This window comes from Micromonospora sp. NPDC047557 (genome assembly GCF_043205095.1).
Classification (GTDB): domain Bacteria; phylum Actinomycetota; class Actinomycetes; order Mycobacteriales; family Micromonosporaceae; genus Micromonospora.
In genome coordinates, this window is sequence record NZ_JBIDDK010000008.1 from 130,687 (window position 1) to 152,707 (window position 22,021).

General features: G+C 74.3%; 12 protein-coding genes. 2 read left to right on the forward strand and 10 right to left on the reverse strand.

Features of this window, described 5'->3' with window-relative positions:
- Positions 1–2: 2 nt before the first annotated feature.
- Complete coding sequence (locus tag ACGGAQ_RS20085; RefSeq protein WP_393051359.1) at positions 3–482, forward strand: VOC family protein; 480 nt, start codon at positions 3–5, stop codon at positions 480–482.
- 45 nt (positions 483–527) lie between these two features.
- On the opposite strand, the gene ACGGAQ_RS20090 is transcribed toward ACGGAQ_RS20085, so the two are convergent.
- Genes ACGGAQ_RS20090 through ACGGAQ_RS20130 form a run of 9 tightly spaced genes read right to left on the reverse strand, consistent with a single transcriptional unit; the run spans position 528 to position 19,071 of the window.
- Entirely contained in the window at positions 528–2,219 is a 1,692-nt protein-coding gene (locus tag ACGGAQ_RS20090; RefSeq protein ID WP_393051361.1) for a carbamoyltransferase, read from the reverse strand.
- Between the two features lie 28 nt (positions 2,220–2,247).
- Positions 2,248–2,751, reverse strand: coding sequence for a (2Fe-2S)-binding protein (locus tag ACGGAQ_RS20095; RefSeq protein ID WP_393051363.1), 504 nt, complete (start codon positions 2,749–2,751; stop codon positions 2,248–2,250).
- A complete protein-coding gene (locus ACGGAQ_RS20100; RefSeq protein ID WP_393051365.1) occupies positions 2,748–3,578 on the reverse strand; it encodes an FAD binding domain-containing protein in 831 nt (276 codons plus the stop codon). Before ACGGAQ_RS20100 ends, ACGGAQ_RS20095 begins: the two co-directional genes overlap by 4 nt.
- Complete coding sequence (locus ACGGAQ_RS20105) at positions 3,575–4,351, reverse strand: thioesterase II family protein (RefSeq protein WP_393051367.1); 777 nt, start codon at positions 4,349–4,351, stop codon at positions 3,575–3,577. The genes ACGGAQ_RS20100 and ACGGAQ_RS20105 overlap by 4 nt, the downstream gene beginning before the upstream one ends.
- Positions 4,348–5,529, reverse strand: coding sequence for a Gfo/Idh/MocA family oxidoreductase (locus tag ACGGAQ_RS20110; protein ID WP_393051369.1), 1,182 nt, complete (start codon positions 5,527–5,529; stop codon positions 4,348–4,350). The genes ACGGAQ_RS20105 and ACGGAQ_RS20110 overlap by 4 nt, the downstream gene beginning before the upstream one ends.
- On the reverse strand, positions 5,526–6,635 hold the full coding sequence (locus tag ACGGAQ_RS20115; protein WP_393051371.1) for an NAD(P)H-binding protein: 1,110 nt from the start codon (positions 6,633–6,635) through the stop codon (positions 5,526–5,528). Before ACGGAQ_RS20115 ends, ACGGAQ_RS20110 begins: the two co-directional genes overlap by 4 nt.
- A gap of 1 nt (position 6,636) precedes the next feature.
- Entirely contained in the window at positions 6,637–11,664 is a 5,028-nt protein-coding gene (locus tag ACGGAQ_RS20120) for an amino acid adenylation domain-containing protein (protein ID WP_393051373.1), read from the reverse strand.
- Positions 11,661–18,086, reverse strand: coding sequence for an amino acid adenylation domain-containing protein (locus ACGGAQ_RS20125; RefSeq protein WP_393051375.1), 6,426 nt, complete (start codon positions 18,084–18,086; stop codon positions 11,661–11,663). The genes ACGGAQ_RS20120 and ACGGAQ_RS20125 overlap by 4 nt, the downstream gene beginning before the upstream one ends.
- A gap of 16 nt (positions 18,087–18,102) precedes the next feature.
- On the reverse strand, positions 18,103–19,071 hold the full coding sequence (locus ACGGAQ_RS20130; RefSeq protein ID WP_393051377.1) for a ferritin-like domain-containing protein: 969 nt from the start codon (positions 19,069–19,071) through the stop codon (positions 18,103–18,105).
- A gap of 78 nt (positions 19,072–19,149) precedes the next feature.
- Here ACGGAQ_RS20130 and ACGGAQ_RS20135 point away from each other — a divergent pair, with 78 nt between their 5' ends.
- Positions 19,150–20,427 carry a condensation domain-containing protein gene (locus ACGGAQ_RS20135; protein WP_393051379.1) on the forward strand — a complete coding sequence of 426 codons (1,278 nt, stop codon included), beginning with the start codon at positions 19,150–19,152 and terminating at the stop codon, positions 20,425–20,427.
- On the opposite strand, the gene ACGGAQ_RS20140 is transcribed toward ACGGAQ_RS20135, so the two are convergent.
- Positions 20,424–21,953 carry a GMC family oxidoreductase gene (locus ACGGAQ_RS20140; RefSeq protein ID WP_393051381.1) on the reverse strand — a complete coding sequence of 510 codons (1,530 nt, stop codon included), beginning with the start codon at positions 21,951–21,953 and terminating at the stop codon, positions 20,424–20,426. The genes ACGGAQ_RS20135 and ACGGAQ_RS20140 overlap by 4 nt on opposite strands.
- Between the last annotated feature and the right edge of the window lie 68 nt (positions 21,954–22,021).

The window sequence follows — 22,021 nt, forward strand, 5'->3', positions numbered from 1 at the left end:
CGATGCCACGCCTGGACGGTCGCAACCACGTCAACCTCACCGTCGTCGACCTGGACCGCAGCACCGCGTTCTACTGCTCCGTGTTCGAGATGGTGGTGGTCAACGACGTCACGCCACCCGAGTCCGGCTTCCGCTTCCGCACCCTGCTGCACACCGCGTCGTTCGCCTCGGTGGTGCTGGGCTGCCTCGTGGACCCGCCCGACGGCGTCGACGGCGACCGGTTCGACGAGCGCCGCCCGGGGCTGCACCACCTGGCCTACCACGTGCCCGAGCGCGCCGACCTGGACGAGTGGGTGGCCCACCTGGACGCCGTCGGCGTCGCGCACTCCGGCATCACCACCTCCAAGCACGAGGCGGGGTCGCAGATCTGGCTGCGCGACCCGGACAACATCTGGCTGGAGTTCTACTGGGTGAACCGGGACTTCTTCGTCGACCGGCTCCGCCAGGTGTGGCGGCGCGACCGCCGGACAACCCGCGTCTGAGCCGCTCGACGCGAGGGGCCGCCCGACCGGGCGGCCCCTCGCACGTCAGGCCGGCAGGTCTGCTTCGCTGCGGGCCACCACCGCGTCCCCGAGGACCAACAGGTCGATCTCCTTGGCCCGTACGAAGGTGTCGACCGCGTCGGCGGCCGAGTTCACGATCGGGTCACCGGCCAGGTTGAACGACGTGTTGACCACCGCCGGCACACCGGTGAGCTGCCGGAACTGCTCGATCAGCGCCCAGTAGCCGGGGTTGGTGTCGCGGTGCACGGTCTGCGGGCGGGCGGAGCCGTCCACGTGGGTCACCGCCGGAACCCGCAGCCGGGCGTCCGGGCGCAGCGACGCGGCGGCCAGCATGAACCTCGACGGCTCGCCGACCGGCCCCTCGATCAGCTCCGACACGTGCTCGGCGAGGATGCTGGGCGCCACCGGACGCCACATCTCCCGGCCCTTGAGCACGTTGAGCCGTTCCAGGTTGCGCCGGGAACGCGGATCGGCCAGCAGGCTGCGCGCACCGAGCGCCCGCTGCCCGATCTCACCCCGCCCGCGCGCCCAGCCCACGATCCGACCTCGGGCGAGTTCACCGGCGACGGAGCGGGCCAGGTCGTCGTCGCCGAGGCGGCGGTGCACCATGCCGGCGCGCGCGGCGGCCGCCTCGCCGGCCTCCGTGGTGATCGGCTGACCCCAGTACGCGTGGTCGAGGCGGGTGGGCGTGAACTCCCCGCACTCGCGCGCCGCGACAAGCGCCGCCCCCAGGGACACCCCCGCGTCGGTCGGCACCGGCGGGACGTAGACCCGGTCGAAGAGTCCACTGCGGACCAGCACGCCGATCATCGTGCAGTTCATCGCCACCCCGCCGGCGAGCGCCAGCACCGGGGTGTCCACCCGCCGACGCAGATCGGCGGCCAGGGACAGCACGGTCTCCTCCAGCCCTTGCTGGATCGTCGCGGCGAAGTCCGCGTACGCGATGGGTTCCTCGCCGGTGCGCGGCGCGTACGGAAACAGCTTGCTGAACTCGGGTTTGAGCGACTCGGCGACGGCCGGGTAGTAGGCCATCAGCGGGCCGAGCGTCGCGGCACGTCGGGTGGGGACCTCGGCGGTGGGTGTGCCGCGGACCAGCTCGTACCCGCCGGAGATGGGTCGCACCGGCGCTCCGTGACCGGGTCTTCCGTAGGCGGCGAGGCCCATCAGCTTGCCGGTGCCCCAGTAGCCCAGCCCGGCCCACTCGGCGGCGGCGTTGTAGTAGAAGCCGAGCGACTGCTCCACGGGCCACTCCCGCAGGATCTCGATCTCGCCGTCGGCGTACCGGCCGAACGAGGTCGACTGCGTCTCGCCGGCGCCGTCGAGGACCAGGACCGCGGCCTCGTCGCAGTCGCAGCTGTACGCCGCGCTGGCCGCGTGCGCGACGTGGTGCGGCACCCAGCGGACCGCCGGCATGGTCAGGTCCTCGTCGTCGGGGAAGAGCATCGCCCGCAGCCCTTCGGTGGTGAACCGCCGGTTGCGGCCCAGCGGGATGTCCCGGAAGTCCCAGCCGATGGCGACGGTGTCCACCTCCTGCGGGCCGATGCCCGCCATCGCCAGGCACGCGGCGACCGCCTCGGCGGGCGGCTGGCCCACCGCGTGCTTGCGGCGGCTGACCCGCTCCTGCTCGACCAGGGCGCAGAGCGCGCCGTCGCGGACCAGCGCGGCGCTGGAGTCGTGGAAGCCGATGTTCACCCCGAGTACGTAACGCGCCGACATGGTCGGCCTCCCTTCCGGTGTCTGGCGGTCATCCGGCCTGTCGGGCCTCGTCGAGGGCGAGCACGGCGCGGACGATGTTGTGGTAGCCGGTGCAGCGGCACAGGTTGCCCTTGAGGGCGTGCCGCACGTCGTGCTCGGTGAGCGGTCCCGGGTTCTCCGTCAGCAGGCTCACCACCGCGAGGACCATGCCCGGGGTGCAGAAGCCGCACTGCAGGGCGTGGTGCTCCCGGAACGCCTCCTGCACCGGGTGCAGCCGGTCGCCGTCGGCGAGCCCCTCGGCGGTGCGGATGTCGGCGCCGTCGGCCTGCGCGGCCAGCAGGGTGCACGACTTGACCGACCGCCCGTCGAACAGCACGGTGCAGGCACCGCAGGAGGAGGTGTCGCAGCCCACCGTCGCGGCGGTCAGCCCCAACTCCTCGCGCAGCAGGTGGACCAGCAGGGTGCGCGCCGGCACCCGACGGCTCTCCGGGCGGCCGTTCACGGTGGCGGTGACGGCGACGGTCGTCGTACCGGGCCGGGCGTCGATGCTCATCGTGGTTCCTCCACCGTGGTGCCGGAATCGGTCAGGGCACGGGCCACCAGCACCCGGCTGAGGTGCCGCCGATACGCGATCGAGGCCCGCCCGTCGTCGGGCGGGTCGCACCCCTCGTCGGCGCGCGCCGCCGCGAGCGTGACACCGGCGCCCTGCGCGAGGGCCGCCTCGACCCCGTACGCCCGCCGGATGGTCGGACCCATCCCGGCCAGCGCCACCCGGGAGTCGGCCACGGCGACGGCCACCAGGGACCACTCCAACGCCGGCCGGGCGAACGTGCGGTAGCGCCACCGCGCCGGGCCGGGCAGCGGCACCCGGACCTCGGTGACGAGTTCGTCGGGCCGGCAGACCGTCACACCCGGCGCGACGGCCAGCTCGGCGACGGGCACCTGCCGTACGCCGGTCGCGCTGCGCAGCACCACCACGGCGTCCAGCGCGACCAGGGCCAGCGGCACGTCCGCGGCCGGGTCGGCCTGCGCGAGCGCCCCACCCACGGTGCCCAGGTGCCGCACCTGCAGGTCACCGACCGCCGCGGCCGCGACCGCCAGCAGCGGGGCGTGCCGGTCGACCAGCGGGTCGTCGAGCAGCCGGTGGTAGCGGGTCAGCGCGCCGACGGCCAGGTGGTCGTCGCGGTGCGTCACGTACGACAGTTCGGTGAGCCCGCCGAGGTCCAGCAGGGTGTCGACGCGGTCCCGGCGCAGCTTGAGCGCCGGCAGCAGCGACTGCCCGCCGGCCAGCGGCCGCAGCTGGTCGCCGTACGCCTGGCGCAGCTCCAGCGCCTCGGTGAGGTCCCGGGCGCGGTGGTAGTGCACGCTCGCCGGGATCACGGGCCCGCCGCCGACCAGGTGGGCACCGGGCTGCGGTGCGTGGCCCGCAGGATGGTGTCGATGAGCTGGTTGCGGCGTGCCAGCAGGTAGAAGTGCCCGCCGGGGAAGGTGTGCAGGGTGAACCCGCCCCGGGTGCGCGTCGCCCAGTCGCCGGCCTCGTCGGCGGTGACCTCGGGGTCGTCCGCGCCGACGCAGGCCAGCACCGGCGCTCGCAGCGGCACGGGTGACTGCGGGCGGTACGTCTCGGCGATCCGGTAGTCGGCGCGCAGCACCGGCAGCGCGATGGCGCGTACGCCCTCGTGGTCGAGAGCCTCGCGGCCGGTGCCGCCGAGGCGGCCGGTCTCCGCCCACAGCGTGTCGTCGTCGGCCAGGTGCACGCTTGTGGCGCGCAGCCGGCCCGGCCCGGGGCGACCGGAGACGACAAGCGCCCGCAGCACGCTGCCGGGCCCGTCCAACCGGCGTGCCGTCTCGTACGCCACCGACGCGCCGAGGCTGTGCCCGAACAGCACGACCGGCGCGTCGGCCGGCAGCGCCCGTACCGCCTGCGCGGCACCCTCGGCCAGGCTCGGCAGGTCGGCCGCGAACGGCTCGGCCGACCGGTCCATCCGGCCCGGGTACTGCACGCCGTGCACCTCGACGTCGTCGGGCACCTGCGCCGACCACGACCTGTAGAACGCGGCGTTGCCGCCGGCATGCGGGAAGCAGACCAGACGCAGCCCGGGCCAGCGCAGCGGCCGGAAGCAGCGCAGCCACGTCCGCGCGACGGGGGTCACGGGCGCGCTCCAATCCGCTGCGGTTCCGCGCCGACCGGCGGGTCGACCGCCCCGGCCGCGGCGTCGGCCAGCTCGGCCACGTCGGACGCCACGAACATCCGCGGCGGTACGGAGTGCACCAGCTCGGGTGGCCCCAGCCGGGCGGTGACGTCCTGCCACAGCTGGCACAGGCTCAGGTGGTACTGGCCGTGGCGGGCCAGCTTCTTCCCGCCCAGCGCCGCGGCGTGCAGGTTGCCCAGCGCGTACCCGACGCCGGCCGGCCAGACCTCCTCGAACACCCTGCGGTAGCTGGGCGCGACCGCGTCGGCCAGCGGCTGCGCGCTCGGCACGTCCAGGTGGTCCGGTTCGTGGCCGTCGCCGTCGGCGAAGTGCGGTCGGCCCACACCCCGGTCCTGCACCTGCTGCGGGAAGTCCGGCCGAGGGCTCCACACCGTCGGCCCGTGCGTGCCGACCAGGGTCAGGTTGCCGGCCTCGGTGCCGATGGTCACCCGGTGCAGCAGGTGCGCGTAGTTGTCCGGGTCCGCCGGGTCCATCTGGTTCTGCACCCGCAGGGTCAGCGGCACACCGGCGAGCACCCCGTCGAGGCTGCGGAACGGCACGTCCACCCGGGACAGCCGGCGTACCTGCTCGGGCAGGTCGACCGCCGGGCCCAGGCCCCACGGTCGGACGCCGCCGAGGGCCTGACCGAGGATGTCCAGCAGCGCGTACGCGACCTGGAACCCGCAGGCTGCGTCGACGTAGCGGGCCGGCTGCCGGGCCAGCAGCGCGCGGGCGGCGGCGAGGAACCGGCGCACCGGCGCGGTGTGCACGTAGAACGAGTTCAGGTGGTAGACGACCCCGGCCTGGCCGGCGGTGCGCAGGCACTCGACCAGCTCGTCGTGGTGCAGCGGATGCTCCTGCAGCACGTGCAGGCCGCGCCGCATCAGCGCTCGGGCCACCTCGCCGCCCGGTCCGCCCAGCAGGCCGCCTCGGATGACCACGCAGGCCAGCGTCACGTCCTCGGGGACCTGGGCGACGTCGGTCCACAGCGGCACCTCGTAGTGCCGGGCGCAGGCCACCGATCGGGCGCTGCCCCCGGCGAGGATCCCGGCCAGCTCGAACGGGAAGTCCGGCTGGCGGAACGCCTGCAGGTACACCTGGCCGAATTTGGTGCCGGCGACCAGCACTCTCGGTTTCACGCCACCCCCTCCTCGATCAGGTCGTACGACCCCAGCGGGCCGTCCTCGACGCGCAGTGACGTGACCGCCGGACTCGTGCGCAGCACGTCCACCGCCCAGGCCGGGTCCACCGCCTCGGCCAGGTGGTGCACGCCCGGTGGCACGTCACCGGCCGCGACCGCGAGGGCGCCGATGGCGACCGCCGCGCCGGTGAGCGCGTTCGCGCCGGTCCCCCGGCAGGCCAGCACGCGGGCGCCCGCCGGGCCGGTCAGCTCGACGACCAGCAGCTGGTAACGCGGCCGACCGAAGGTGTCCAGCTCGGCCGCCCGGCACAGCTCGGCCGCCGCGTCGGTGAGCTGCGCCGCCGACGCGCCGTCGCGCGCTCGGCGGGCGCCCGCGGCGAGCGCCGCCGGTAGCCGACTGCCGGCGAACGCCGACCACCAGTCGACGTCGGTCAGGCCGAGCCGGCGGGCGACCCTCTCGGTCTCGGTGCTGAGGTACGGCTGCACCAGCACCGGCTCGTCGAAGAACGGCACCGGCACGTCCGTCCGGGCGGCGAGGGCGTGGCTGCGTCGCGCGCCGTCGCGCCACGCGGCCGACGGCTCGCCGTACTCGGCGGTGCCGGCGGCGAGGAAGTCCAGGGCGGCGCCGGGCGTGAACCCGTCGCGGCCCCCGACGTACCCGGTCATCCGCCGCGCCCCCGGTGTCTGCGCCGCGAGGTGGGCGGGGAGCAGCCCGGACAGGCCGGGCATCAGACCGGCGGAGAGCACCGCGACCCGGTCGGCGGCCCCGGGCAGGGCGGACACCGCCGCGTGCAGCGGGTCGTCGCCGGCCGCGTCGACGTAGCCGGCGCCGCAGCGGGCCGCCGCGCGGGCCACCGTGTCGCCGATCGAGGCCGCCGGCCCGGCGCAGTTGACGACGGTGTGGCAGCCGGCGCAGAACGCGTCCAGGCTCGCCGGGTCGGTGACGTCCACCGCCCGCACCTGGATGCGCGGGTTGTCGGCGTCGAGTCGGCCCGGGTCGCGGGCGCCGGCGCGGACGACGTCCACGCCCCAGGCCAGCAGGTGGGCCAGGGCGTGCCGGCCCACCCCGCCGGTGGCGCCCACCAGGGCGACAGTCGCGGCCATGTCAGCCGTCCCCGGCGATCGGACCGGCCCACTCGCCCGGATCGTCCGGCACCCGTCGCACGGTCAGCTCGCCCAGGCACACGTCGCGCCACCAGTCGACGCTCGTCGGGTCCGGCTCCGCCGCGCACAGCAACGTGACGTCACCCGCGTACGGGGAGCTGCCGTAGCCGTCGCCGTCGGCCGGGTCGGCGATCACCAGGGTGGCGACGTCCACCCCGGACTCGGTGAGCTGCCGGGCCAGCTCCAACGCCAGCACCCCGGCCGCACCCCGCCCCACCAGCACCAGCTCCCCGGCCGACACGTGCTCGGCCAGCGCGGTCGTGTAGTCGGCGGCGAGGCGTTGCACCAGCGGCGCCGGGTCGAGACCCGCGTAGCGGTGCAGGCCACGGTCGACGATCCCGCACACGGCCCCGCTGGCGGCCAGCCGCTCGGCCAGCCCGGCGTACCCGTCGAGGCTGCCGCTGCCGTCGTGCACCAGCACGTAGCGGGGCGGGCCCTCGCCGGCCAGCGTCACCACCTCGCCGGTGTCGCTGACGGCCGGCTCCTCGTCGGGCCGGACGCCGCCGACGGCGGCCAGGTGATCGGCCAGGTCGGCGACGGTCGGGTGCTCCAGGATCCGGCGCAGCAGTTCGTCGAAGAAGACGTCGGCGGCGGCCGGCACCCGCTCGGCGAGCTGACCGGCGAGTTTCGCGGCGAGCAGGGAGTCACCGCCGAGGGCGAAGAAGTCCGCGTCCCGCCCGACCCGTTCCACCCGCAGCACGTCGGCCCAGACGGCCGCGATCTGCTCCTCCAACTCGGTGAGCGGGGCCGCGGCGCTCGCCTCGGGACCGGCCGTCGTGGCCGCCACGAGCCGGCGTACGGCCGCCCGGTCCAGCTTGCCGTTGGCCGTGCGGGGCAGCTCGTCGACCACCTGCAGCACGCTCGGGATCATGTAGTCGGGCAGCCGGTCGGCCAGGTGCGCCCGCAGCTCGTCGGGCACCACCCGCCGCCGGTCGGCCTTCACCCGCGCGGCGATGATGCGCATGCCGAGCCCGGCCATCGGGTCGGCGGCCGACGGGAGGTCGAGTACGGGCGACGCCCCGGCGGCGGCGAGCAGGCCGCGCCACTCGTCGCCGGTGAGGAACGTGCGGTCGGTGCCGTGGCGCAGGTCGGCGAAGTCACCCAGGTCGTCGTCGAATCGCACCAGCAGCTCCAGCGACGTCATGATCTGGTAGTGCTCCCGGGTCATCTCCAGCAGCACCAGGTGCCCGCCGGGCGCGAGCAGGCCGCGCAGCCGGGCCAGCGTGGCCGGTACGTCCCGGGTGGCGTGCAGGACGTCGCCGGCGATCACGATGTCGGCGCTGTTCGGCGCCATTCCCTGCCCGGCCAGGTCGGCGTCGAGGTCGAGCTGCGCGAAACGCAGCCCCGGCCGGTCGGCGAAGCGTTGCCGGCCGGCGCCGAGGAAGAACGCCGACAGGTCGGTGTAGAGGTAGTCGACGTCGAGACCGTCCAGTGCGTCGAGCACCGCCGCGGTCGTACCGCCGGATCCGGCGCCGACCTCGACGATGCGCACCGGCCCGTCCAGCCGCTCGGCCAGCGACCGGACGGTCGCCGCCGCGACCGCGTTGGCCCACCTGTTGAACAGGGCGTCGGCGTAGAGGTTGTCCGACACCTCCAGCTCACCACCGGGGAAGAGCAGCGCGAGGGGGTCCTCGTCGCCGCGCAGCAGCGCCGGCAGCGCCGCGGCGCTGGCCTGGAAGTAGCGGACCAGCTCGGGGGACTCCCCGACCGCCGCCGCGCGCTCGGCCACCGCGTCCCAGGCCCGAGCGGCCGGCGGTGGTCCGCTGACCAGCCGGTAACCGTCGTCGTCGTGGCGCAGCACCCCGCTGTCGGTCAGCGCCCGCAGCCAGCGGCGCAGCAGCCGGCGGTGCCGGGGTGCGACGCGGGTGGCGGCGTACACCTCGGTCAGGGTGTGCGGGCGGTCGTCGAGCGCGAGGCCGGCGGCGCGCAGGGTGTCCAGCATGGCGGCGAGGCCGAGCTGGTCCAGCTCGTGCAGGTACGCCTCGTAGGCGCCCAGGTCGGTGCTGGCGACGAGCGCGGACCCGGCCGCGGTGGGCCCGGCCGGGTCGACCGGCTGCCCGGGGCCGGGCTCGACGGCGGCGGGCTGGACGACGGCGGCCAGCCGCCGCTCCAGTGGACGGTCGCCGTCGACCACCGCGATCGCCCCGCCCACGCCCGGGTGGGCCAGCAGCGCCGACTCGACCTCGGCCAGCTCGATCCGGTGGCCGCGGATCTTGACCTGGAAGTCCTCCCGGCCGAGGAACTCGATCGTGCCGTCGGGCAGGTAGCGGCCCAGGTCACCGGTGCGGTACAACCGCTCGCCGCTGGACGGGTCGGTGACGAATCGCTCGGCGGTGCGCGCCTCGTCGCCGAGGTAACCAAGCGCCAGCCCGGCCCCGCCGATGTACAGCTCCCCGGCGACCCAGTCCGGGCGAGGCCGCAGCGCGGCGTCGCGGACGTGCCAGGTCTGGTTGGTCAGCGGCACCCCGTACGGGATGCTGCGCCAGGATGGGTCGACCCGGCCGATCGGGTGGATGATCGACCAGATGGCGGCCTCGGTCGCGCCGCCGAGGCTGACCACCACCAAGCCGGGGACGAGGTCACGGATCTGGTCCGGCAGGGTGACCGGGATCCAGTCGCCGCTGAGCAGGGCCAGCCGCAACGAGGGGATCCGGACCATCGGCGCGGCCGCGAGATAGTCGGCGAGCATCTGCAACTGCGCCGGCACCGAGTTCCAGATCGTGACCTCGTTCTCGGCCACCAGCTCCGCCCAGTGGGTCGGGTCGCCCCGGCGCTGCGGCGCGGGCAGCACCAGCGCCGCGCCGACCGCCGGCGGGCCGAACAGGTCGTAGACGGACAGGTCGAAGCCCAGACTGGCCAGGCCGAGGACGCGGTCGTCCGGCGTCACGTCGAACCGGGTGTTGATGTCCGCCACGGTGTTCAGGGCGGCCCGGTGGGTGATCACCACGCCCTTCGGGGTGCCGGTCGACCCGGAGGTGTGGATGACGTACGCGCGGTCGTCCGGGCCGACCGCGCGGGCCGGCAGGGCCGTCGGCGCCGGCCCGTCGAGGTCGTCCACCGCGATCGGCGTCACCCCCGCCGGCCAGTGGCCGTCCACCCGGTCGGCCTCGGTGAGGACGTGCCGGATCCCGGCGCCGTCGAGGATCAGGTCGCGGCGCACGGGCGGCTGGTTCGTGTCGACCGGCACGTACGCCGCACCGGCCAGCAGGACGCCGAACACCGCGACCACCTGCCGCCAGCCCTTGTCGGCGATCACCGCGACCAGGTCACCGGGCCGGCAGCCGGCCTCGGCCAGCCGTGCGGCGACCGCCGTGGCACGGCCGGTGAGCTGCCGGTAGGTGAGGGTGCCGTCGGCGGCCACCACGGCCACCCGGTCCGGGGTCCGCAGCGCCTGGGCGAGGACCCCCTCGTGCAGCAGCCCGTCGGGCAGCGGCGCGGCGGTGTCGTTGACCTCGGCGCGGCGGCGGGCGCTCGCCTCGGGCAGCGGCACCGGGGCCAGCTCCTCCCACGCCTCGTCGGTGGCCGCCAGCCGGCGCAGCAACGCGGCGTACGCGGCGAACATCTCGTCGACCACACCGTCGGGGAAGACGCCCTCGCGGACGTCCCAGTTGGTGGCCAGCCCACCCGAGCGTTCGATGTTCTGGCAGTCGATCCAGACCTGCGGGGTCTGGCTGATGCCGTACCCCAGCTCGCCGAAGCCCTCCACGCCGGTGTCGCCGCCCAGCCCGATGGCGCTGGTGAAGACGATGGGCATCAGCGCGGCGTCGGCGCCCCGGCGGCGGGCCAGCTCGCGGACGACGTCGACGCCGGAGAACCGGCGGTGGTCCAGGTCGGACCAGAGCTGCGCCTGGATGCGCTTGGCCCGCTCCTGCACCGGCGCGTCCGGGCTCTGCTCCACGGCGAGCAGGCTGACCGAGGTGAAGTCGCCGACGATCCGGTCCACCTGCGGGTGCGTCGGCGTCCGGTTGAGCAGGGTGACGTCGACGGTGAAGCGCGGGTGCACGCTCCACGCGGCGATCACCTCGACGTACGCGGCGAGCACCGCGCCCGACGGGCTGATGCCGTGCTGCCCGGCGCGCTGGCGCAACCCGGCCCACTCGGTCGGGTCGAGCCGCAGGTCGAGGCGACGGAAGCGGGGCGGCGCGGCCGTGGCGTCACCGCGCAGCGGCAGCTCCGGCGCCGGGGGCAGGTCGTCGAGCCGGGCCAGCCACCAGTCCCGGTCGGCGTCGTGGCGGGGGCCGCCGCGCAGCGGTTCGGTGGCCAGCAGGTGGTCGCGGAACGTCAGCGTCAGCTCGTCGGTGGGCGGCTCACCGGCGTAGCGGCGGCCCAGCTCGTCGAGCAGGATGTTGATGCTGACGAAGTCGCAGATCAGGAAGTCGATCGAGAAGTGCAGGACGCTGCGGTGCGGGCCGCGGGTGACCCGCAACGCGAACAGCGGCCACTGCTGCGGGTCGTAGCGGCGGTGGTCCAGCTCCGCCCGGGTGGCGGCCACCGCGTCGGCGAAGCCGGCCGCGTCGGCGTCGCGCACCTCGATGCGGTACGCCGGCACGTCGGGGCGTACCTGCTGGGAGCCGTCGCGGTTGACGACGGCCCGCAGCATGTCGTGCCGGGCGACTACCTCGTGCCAGGCGCGTTCCAGCCGGTCCACGTCCAGCTCGGCAAAGTTCAGCTCGCCGTAGCCGTGGCAGCCGACCCCGCCGTAGGCGAACGAGTCGCCCCGCCCGAGCAGGTACGCGCTCTGCACGTCGGTGAGCGGGAACGGCTCGTACCGCTGCTCGGGGTGCGGCACGGCGGTGGGCGCGGCGGCGTCGCGCAGCACGGCCAGCACCTGCTCCCTGTGCTCGCGTAGCGCGGCGCGGCGCTGGTCGGTGAGAACGCCGGTGGGGGCCCGGAAGCGGAGCTGGCCGTCTTCCTCCCAGAGCTGCACACCGAACTGCGCCAGCTCGGCGATGAGGTCCTGCCCGTTCATATGGCCCCTTCCTCGTACGTGCCGGCGGCGTGCTGCACGGCGGTGGCCAGGTCCGCGATGGTTGGTCGGTCGAGCAGCCCCCGCATCGGCAGGTCGACGCCGTAGCGTTCGCGCAGCACCGCCAGCAGCCGGGTGGCGAGCAGGCTGTCCCCGCCGAGGCTGAAGAAGTTGCGGGTGCGGCCGGGAACGGGGCAGTTCAGCAGCTCGGCCCAGAGCGCGCCGAGGTCGCTCTCCAGGCCGGCGTGGGGTGGCTCGTCGGCCGGTCCGCTGTCTCCACTGGAGAGCAGGGTGGCCACCGCCGACCGGTCGATCTTGCCGTTGCCGCTCAGGGGCAGCGCGTCGAGCACGGCGACGTGCTCGGGCACCATGTACGCCGGCAGCCGGTCGACGACGAACGCGCCGGTGGCGTCCGGGTCGAGGGTGACGCCCGGCTCGGGTACGACGGCGGCGGCGAGCCGGCGGGTGCTGGTGCCCACGGCCACCACGACGGCCTCGCGCACGCCGGGGCAGTCGGTCAGCGCGGCCTCGACCTCACCCAGCTCGATGCGATGCCCGCGGATCTTGACCTGGAAGTCCGCCCGGCCCAGGAACTCCAGGGTCCCGTCCGGCCAGTACCGGCCCAGGTCACCCGTGCGATACCAGCGCATCCCGTCATGGGTCACGAACCGCTGCGCGGTGCGCTCCGGATCGCCCCGGTAGCCGGCCGCCACCCCGGCCCCACCGATCCACAACTCCCCGACCACCCAGTCGGGGCAGTCCCGCCCCCGCCCGTCGACGACCCGGTAGCGCTGGTTGGGCAGTGGGAAGCCGTACGGGATGGACCGCCAGTGCGCCGGCACCTCGCCCACCTCGAACGCGTTGGACCAGATGCCCGCCTCGGTGGCGCCGCCGAGGGCGGTCAGCCGGGCGTCCGGTCGGCGGGCGACCAGCCGGTCACGCAGGTCCAGGCCGACCCAGTCACCGGAGACCAGGGCGTGCCGCAACGCGCCGAGCGGTTCGTCGCCGGCAGCGGTGAGCAGCATGTCGAGCAGGGCGGGCACGGTGTTCCAGATGGTGACGTCGTGCTCGCGGACGAGCCGCAGCCAGGCGCGGGCGTCGCGTCGCTGCCCCTCCTCGACGAGCACCACCGCGCCGCCGACGCCGAGCAGGGCGAAGATGTCGTACACCGACAGGTCGAAGTCCAGCGCCGACACGGCGAGGACCCGGTCGTCCGGGCCGAGGCGCAGCCGATCGTTGACCGCCGCGATGGTGTTTCCCGCCGCCGCGTGGGACACCTCGACGCCCTTGGGCTCGCCAGTCGAGCCGGAGGTGAAGATGACGTATGCCAGCGACGCCGGCTCCACCGGGACGCAGCCGTCGAGGGCAGGGCCGCCGTCGCCGGCCGGGTCGAGCCCGTCCGCGCCGACGACCGTCTTCACGTCGGCGCGGGTGAGGATCCGCTCCCGGCGGACCACCGGCTGGTCCACGCCGACCGGCACGTACACGCCACCGGCGGCGAGCACGCCCAGCACCGCGACGACCTGGTCGACGCCCTTGGGCAGGCACACCCCCACCGCGTCACCCGGCGCGACGCCGGCCCGCGCCAGCGCCCCGGCCAGCGTCAACGCCCGAGCGGCCAGCTCCCCGTAGGACACCGCCACCCCGTCACCGCACAACGCCACCCGAGCAGGCTCCCGGGCCGCGGTCTCGAAGAACCCGTCATGCAGCAGGCCGGGCATGATCGGCGCGGCGGTCGCGTTCACCCGCTCACGCACCGCCCGCTGCCCGGCAGGAAGCCCGACCGGTACGGGCCGCGCCCAGTCCCCGGCCGCGAGGGTGGTCAGCAGCTCGACGTACGCGGCAAACATCGTCTCCACCACGTCGGGCGGGAACAGCTCCGCCACCACGTCCCAGTTGATGCTCAGGCCACCCTCGCGTTCCATGACCTGGTTGTCCAGCCACACCTGCGGGGTCTGCGAGGCGCCCCAGATCTGCTCGCCGAACGGCAGGGACATGCTCACCAGCTCGTCGCTGATGCCCAGCGCACTGGTGAAGACGACAGGCATGGCGGCGGGGGCGCCGGTGCGCCGCGCGATCTCCCGCAGCACCCAGATGGCGGAAACGGCGTTGTGCTCCATGCCGTCCCACATGCGCTCCTGCAGGCGGCGTACCACGGTCAGGAAGTCGTCGGCCGCGCCGGGGCGGTGCGGGACGAGCAGCAGCGAGGTGAAGTCGCCGAGCACGTGGTCGATGTCGGGGTGCACCTCGCGGCGGTCGAAGAGGGTCAGGTTGAGGGTGAGGTCCGGCCGCGCGCTGAAGGCCGAGAGCACCTCGGCGTACGCGGTGGCGAGCACGGCGGCCGGGCTCACGCCGTGGGCGCGGGCGGCGCCGACCAGGGCGGTCCACTCGGTGGGGCCGAGCCGCGCCGCGTGCCGGACGAAGCGGGGGGCGCGCACCCGGTCCGGGTCGACGGCGAGCGGCAGCCGCGGCGCGGGGGGCAGCTCGGCGGCCTGCGTCGACCAGTAGCGCTTGTCGGCCTCGACTGTCGCCTCGTCGGGCCGGGCGGTGAGGACGTAGTCGCGAAACGACACGCCGATCGGGCGCAGCGGCGCGTCGAGGTCGACGTAGAGGGCGGACAGCTCGGCGAAGACGGTCACGATGCTGAGCGCGTCGAGCACGATGTAGTCGAAGCTGAACGCCAGCCGGACGCGGCGCTCGCCGTACCGGACGGCCTCGATGGCCACCAGCGGCCAGCGGGTCGGGTCGGCGATCCGGTGCGACAGCCGTTCGCGTAGGTCGGTGAGCGCGGCCTCGCCCTCGCCGACTGCGATGCTCACCTCGGGCACCTCGGGTTGGACGCGTTGACGTCCGTCGGGGTCGAAGACGGCCCGCAGCATCTCGTGCCGGCGAACGAGGCGGTTCCAGGCCGCGGTGAGCCGGTCGAGGTCCACGTCCTCGCCGTCGAACTCCCAGTACCAGTGGGAACCGACCTCACCGAGGGCGAAGTCGCCGCTGCGACCCATCCAGTACGCCCGCTGCACGTCGGTCGCCGGGAACGGCTCGTGGCGGTGCGCCGGGTCGGCCACGAAGGTCCCGGTCAGCGCGGCGCCCGCGTCGAGGCGTACCCCGGCGGCGAACCCGGCGAGGGTCGGCTCGGCGAAGAGGCGGCGCAGTTGTCCGCCGGCCAGCCCGGCCGAGCGCATCCGTCCGAGCAGGCGGGTGGCGAGCAGGCTGTCCCCGCCGAGGGTGAAGAAGCTGTCGGCGCGGCCGACGGTCGGTATGCCGAGCAGGTCGGCCCAGAGGGTGGCCAGTGCCGTCTCGACCGGCCCGATGGGTGGCTCGACCGCCGTGGATCGGCCGGCGCCCTCGGCGAGCCGTCGTGCCAACGCCGGCCGGTCGATCTTGCCGTTGCCGCTCAGGGGCAGCGCGTCGAGCACGGCGACGTGCTCGGGCACCATGTACGCGGGCAGCCGGTCCACGACGAACGCCCGTACGGCCTGCGGGTCCAGGTCGGACGCCTCGGGTACGACGGCGGCGGCCAGGCGGCGGGTGCTGGTGCCCACGGCCACCACGACGGCCTCGCGCACGCCGGGGCAGTCGGTCAGCGCGGCCTCGACCTCACCCAGCTCGATGCGATGCCCGCGGATCTTGACCTGGAAGTCCGCCCGGCCCAGGAACTCCAGGGTCCCGTCCGGCCAGTACCGGCCCAGGTCACCCGTGCGATACCAGCGCATCCCGTCATGGGTCACGAACCGCTGCGCGGTGCGCTCCGGATCGCCCCGGTAGCCGGCCGCCACCCCGGCCCCACCGATCCACAACTCCCCGACCACCCAGTCGGGGCAGTCGCGCCCCCGCCCGTCCACCACGCGGCAGCGCTGGTTGGGCAGTGGAACCCCGTACGGGATGGACCGCCAGTGCGCCGGCACCCCGCCCACCTCGAAGACTGTCGAGTGGATGGCGGTCTCGGTGGTGCCGCCCAGGGCGACGAGCCGGGCGTCCGGGCGCAGCGCCACCAGGCGGTCGCGCAGATCCAGGCCGACCCAGTCGCCGCCGAGCAGGGCGAGCCGGAGGTGGCCCAGCCCGCCGTCGGCCTCGGCGGCGGTCAGCAGCATGTCCAGCAGCGCGGGGACCGACTGCCAGACGGTGACCCGGTGCGCGTCGACGAGCCGACGCCAGGCGTTCGCGTCGCGTCGCTGCTCCTCGCCAATCAGCACCACCGCCCCGCCGACGCCGAGCAGCGCGAAGATGTCGAACACCGACAGGTCGAAGTCCAGTGCCGACACGGCGAGGACCCGGTCGTCCCCGCCGATGGCGAACCGCTGGCGGATGGCCTCGATGGTGGTGCCGGCGGCGGAGTGCGGCACCTCGACGCCCTTGGGCTCGCCCGTCGAGCCGGAGGTGAAGATGACGTACGCCACCGATGCCGCGTCCCCGGGAACGTACCCGTCCAGGGGCGGGCCGCCGTCACCGGCCGGGTCGAGCCCGTCCGCGCCGACGACCGTCGTGACGCCGGCCCGCTGCCAGATCCGGCCGCGCCGGGCGGCGGGTTGGTCGATGCCGACCGGCACGTACACGCCACCGGCGGCCAGCACCGCCAGCACCGCGACGACCTGGTCGACGCCCTTGGGCAGGCACACCCCCACCGCGTCACCCGGCGCGACGCCGGCCCGCGCCAGCGCCCCGGCCAGCGTCAACGCCCGAGCGGCCAGCTCCCCGTAGGACACCGCCACACCGTCACCGCACAACGCCACCCGACCCGGCTCCCGGGCCGACCAGTCGAAGAACCCGTCATGCAGCAGGCCAGGCATGATCGGCGCGGCGGTCGCGTTCACCCGCTCACGCACCGCCCGCTGCTCCTGCGGCAGCAGGTCGCCCGGCGACGCGGCCCAGTCGCCATCGATCAGGCCGGCCAGCAGCCGGACGTACGCGGCAAACATCGCCTCCGACACACCCGGTCCGAACAGCTCCGCCACCACGTCCCAGTTGAGGTACAGGCCCCCCTCACGCTCGGTGACCTGGTTGTCCAGCCACACCTGCGGGGTCTGCGACGACGTCCACACCGGGTCGCCGAAGCACTCCCGCACGTCCGCGCCGAAGAGGTCGCCGAGGCTGAGCGCGCTGGTGAACACCACCGGGGCGAGCACGGCCCGGTCGGAGCGGGCGCGGGCCAGGTCGCGCAGCACGTCCACGCCGGAGTACGCGCTGTGCGCCACGTCCCGGGCGAACTGCTCGCCCAGGCGGCGGGCCCGGTCGACGAACGGCACCTCGTCGGTGGCGTCGACCTCCAGCAGCAGCAGGTTGGTGAAGTCCCCACTGAGCGACGGCACGTCCGGGTGGTACGGCGTCCGGTCGTACAGCGGCAGGTTGAGCAGGAAGCGTTGCCGGCTGCTCCAGGCGGCCAGGACCTCGGCGAAGGCCGTCAGGAACACCATCGACAGGGTGACGCCGTGCTCGCGCGCGCGAGCGGCGAGCCGGTCCCGGTCGGCGCCGGAGAGCCAGTGGTGATGGCGGATGACCCGGTGCCCGCTGACCCGCTCCGGCGCCACGGCCACCGGCAGGTCGGGCCCGCCGGGCAGGTCGGGTACCCGCTGGCGCCAGTAGCCGGCCGCGGCCTCGCGGGCGTCGGCCCGACGCCGCTCGTGGGTGGCCAGGTACTGGGGATAGCTGTAGCCGATGGGCGGCAGCGGTTCGTCGGGCCGGCGGTAGAGATGGGCGAGGTCGCCGAGGAGCACCCGGAAGCTGTGCGCGTCGGCGACCAGCATCTCGATCTCCACGTGCACCCGGCTCGCCCCGTCGGGCAGCAGGCAGAGCTGGACGTCGAACACCTCGCCCCGGTCCACCCGCAGGGTGCGGTGCGAGAGGGTGGCGCGCAGGTCGGCGAGCCGTTGGTCCCGCTCGTGCGCCGGCAGGTCACGCAGGTCGTGCACGGTCAGGCCGGGCCAGGCGCCGTCCGGGGTGATCTGCTGCCGGCCGTCGTCGAGGAAGCGGGCGCGCAGCATGTCGTGGCGGCGCACCAGGGCTTTAACGGCCCGGTCCAGCCGGTCCGGGTCCACCTGCCGACCGTCGAACTCGTTGTAGAAGTGCGCCCCCACACCACCGAGGGCCTGCTCCCCGGCCCGCCCGACCCAGTACGCGTGCTGCATGGTCGCCAGAGCGAACGGCTCGTCCGGGTCGACAGTCGTCTCGTCGGCGGCGGCGATGGCGCGCGGCTCGTCGGCGGGCGACGCCGGTTGGGCCAGCGCGTGCCACTGCCGGACGGTGCGCAGCTCGATGAGCTGGGCGAAGGTGAGTCCCGCGCCGGCCCAGCGGGCGGCGAGCCGCATCAGTCCGATCGAGTCGAGGCCGCGCTCCAGCAGATCCTCGTCGGGTGACACCGGCTCGTCGAGCAGCGACGCGACGTCGTCGCACATGCCGTCGAGGGTCAGCGTGGTCGGCACTGGCATGTCTCCTCCCGACTCGTCAGGCGCGGGGAACGCGGATCGAGCGGTCGGCGAACCCGATGAGGTCCAGCCGCTCCAGGCCGTCGCGGACCCGGGGAGTCAGCAGGCCGATGTTGGCCAGCGCGGTGACCACGCGGGCGAAGATGGCCTGCCGATACTTGATCATCAGCTCGTTGTGCGCGGCGAAGTCGACGCCCTCGCCCCGGTCGACCTCGATGCGGTCCCAGACGTCCTCGAGCAGGAACCGGCGGCGCATGAGACTCGCCGAGTCGAGCACCATCTCCTCGCGGTCGGCCAGTTCGGCGCTTGTCATCTCGCGGTAGATGCCCTCCAGCGACAGCACCCCGAACGACACGTGCCGGGCCTCGTCGCGGGCTACGAGGCGGGTGATGTCGCAGATGAGGCGGTCGTGGAAGGTGCTGTTGGCGAGCCGGAACGCGGCCATCGCCAGGGCCTCGACCACGATCTGCATGCCCAGCGCGGTGATGTCCCACCGGGAGTCGGAGAGCAGGTCCTCGATCAGCTCGGACAGCGCCGGGTTGATGGGGTACGGATGCGGCACCTTCTCGCGCAGGTAGCGGGAGAACGCCTCGACGTGCCGGGCCTCGTCGGCGGCCTGACTCGCGGCGTAGTACTTGCTGTCGAGGTCGGGCACCACCTCGACCAGTCGCGCGGCGACCACCAGCGCACCCTGCTCACCGTGCAGGAACTGGCTCACCATCCACGACTGGAGCTCCCACCGGAACGTGTCCCACATCGGGCGGCCGCGCCGCGCCAGCGGGGACGCCTCGAACGACGCCATGGCGAACGCGGAGTCGTCGGGCAGCGGCTCGCCGAACGGCACCTCGATCGACCAGTCGACATCCGTGCTGGCGTTCCACTGTGCGCTCTTGGCCCGTTCGTACAGGGACAGGACCCGGGGCATCTCGGACTCGTAGTTCCACGTGAGCTGCGCACGCACGGGGGTGGTCACCGACAGACCAGACATGCGCCCAAGGTACCGAGAGAAAACACAAGATGCCAGACCCTTGATGACAGATACAACGACGAGCGGTACCGTCGTGGCGTGGCCCCCCGACCCGTACCGGCCTCCGTGGGACAGCGGCTGCTCGGCATCATCGAGCACTACCGGGCGGACCACGGGGCGTTGACCTGCCCGCTGCTGTGCCGCCTCAGCGGCGCTGTCGACCTGACCGCGCTGCAACGGGCGCTCACCGCGCTGACCGCGCGGCACGAGGCGCTGCGGACCACAGTCGTCGGACGCGGACCACGGCTGTCCCAGCTCGTGCACGATCCGCGACCCGTCGAGCTGAGGGTTGTCGACCTGCGCGGCGAGCCGGATCCGCACGCCGCCGCCGACGCCGCCGTCACCACCGAGCTGGCCACCCGGGTGGACGTCACGCAGTGGCCGACCCGGGCCACCGCCTGGCGGGTCAGCGACCACGAGGTGATCGTGTGCTTCACCATGCACCATCTGGTCACGGACGCGTGGTCGTGCGGGCTGCTCTTCGAGGAGCTGCGTACCCTCTACGCCGACGCGCAGGCCGAGCTACCCCCGGTGCGCTGGCAGTACCCGCAGTTCGTGGCCTGGCAGGAGGATCGGCTGGCCGGCACGGAGCTGGACCGGCAACGCGAGTTCTGGCGCGGTCAGCTGACCGGGCTGCGGTTGCCGCGCCTGCCGTATCGCGAGCCGCCCCCGGACGCCATCCCGGGCGTGCTGGCCCGCGACCTCGACGCCGACGTCGCCGGCGGGCTGCGCGCCCTGGCCCGGCGACACCGCACGACGCTGTTCACCGTGGCCCTGGCCGTCTACTACGCCGTCCTGCACCGGGTCACCGGGCAGGGTGACCTCGCCGTCGCCTCGCTGTTCGCCAACCGTGCCCGGCCGGAGAGCCAGCGCACCGTGGGGTTCTGCGCCAACATGGTGGTGCTGCGCACCCGGCTGCCACCGTTCGCCACCTTCGCGGCCCTGCTCCAGGCGAGCCACGCGACCACCGCCGCCGCGTTCGCCAACCAGGAGCAGCCCTACCAGGCCGTCGCCACCGGCAGCGCCAACCTGGGCGGCCGGGTCGACGACGTGGTGTTCCAGATGATGGCCGAGCTGTCACACCGCGTACGCGTCGGCGACGCCGAGTTCGAGTTGCTCGTCCCCGAGGCGATCGGCAGCCGCTTCGGCACCGAACTGGCCCTCGCCCCGCGCGGCGACGGCCTGCGCGTGGTGCTGTTCCACACGCCACGGCTGGCCCCGTCCGACGCCGTACGCCTGCTCGACGGCTACGTCGCCGTGGCGCGGGCGGTGGTGGGCAATCCGGCCGTCGCGCTGTCGGCGCTGCTGCGACGCTAACCCGCGATCAGCTCGGCCCCGCGTTCGCCGATCATGATGCTGGTCAACGCGGCCGGCGCGCGCAGCGGCACCGGAACGATGCTGGCGTCGACGACCCGCAGGTTGGCCACGCCGCGCACCCGGCACCGCCCGTCGACGACCGCGCCCCTGTCGTCCGCCGCGCCCATCCGCGCGCCGCCGACCAGGTTCAACCGGCTGTACGTGGTGGCGCGCAGCAGGTGGTCGAGCTGCTCGTCGTCGCCCACGACCGCGTCGTCGACGAGCGCGAACCGGGCGACCGTCTTGGTGAAGGCTGCCTGGTTGGCGATCTCCCACGCGTGCCGGTACGCGTCGCGCATCCGGGCCAGGTCACCCTCGGCGGTGTAGAACCCGAGGTCGACAACGGGTGGGCTCGCCCCATCGGCGTCGCGCACCGAGATGCGTCCGCGCGAGGCCATCGCCATGTCGCCGATCATCACGGTGTTGACCTGGTCGACGCCGATGATCCGGTCCAGACCCGCGCCGGGGCCCCGCGACGTGCTCATGCCGGTGAACAGGCTCAGGTAGAACGCCTGGTCGGGCTCGTGGCCCGGGATGCCGGCGAGCCGAGCGATGAGCTGCGTACGCGGCCAGTCGCCGCCGATCGTCTCCGGCTCGGGGACCACCAGGATGATCGCGCCGGGCTGATCGATCACGTCCGCGCCCACGCCGGGCAGGTCGACGAGCGGCGTGATGCCGGCGGCGCGCAGCTCGTCGGCGGGGCCGATCCCCGAGCGCAGCAGCAGAGCCGGGCTGTACGGCGAGCCGGCGCAGAGGATGACCTCCCCGGCGTCGATCCGCTCCCCCGCGACCTGCACACCCACCGCCCGCCCGTCGTCGAGCAGCACCCGCTCGACCTCGGCGTCGCCGCGAACGACCAGATTGGACCGGGACCGGGCCGGGTCGAGGTGGGTGAGGGCGGTGGACATCCGCAGCCGGTCGCGCCGGTTCTGCGGGTACGTCCCGATGCCGACGGCGTCGGGGGCGTTCATGTCCTCCTGATAGTCGTGGCCCAAGCCGAGCGTGGCCTGCAGGAAGCCGTCCATCGCCGGTGTCAGCTCACCGCGCGGCCACCGGGTGATCGGGACGGGCCCGTCGGCGCCGTGGTGGTCACGGTCGCCGAACTGCTGGTCGGCCTCCAACCGGCGAAACGCCGGGAGCACCGCCGGCCAGTCCCACTCCGGCAGCCCGTGGGCGCCCCAGGAGACGAAGTCGGCGGCCGGGGCCCGCATCGCGCCCCGGTCGTTGATCTGCGTCGAGCCGCCGACCACCCGGCCGCGCCGCAGCGGCGCCTCCCGCCCGTCGACGACTGTCGCCCGCAGGGGCCAGTCGAAGCCGTCCTCGGCCTCCACCGAGCCGGTCCGCAACGCCTCGGGCACCGCGGCCCCGACGAGGTCGGGGCCGGCCTCCAGCAGCAACACCAAGCGGCCCGGATCCTCGCTCAGTCGGGCCGCGACCACCGCGCCGGCCGCGCCCGCGCCGACGACCACGAAATCGTAGCGAAGCATGGGCTCAGCGTAGCCGAACACACGACATGCCAGGACGCATCACATGTGCTATCCGCGATTCTTCATTA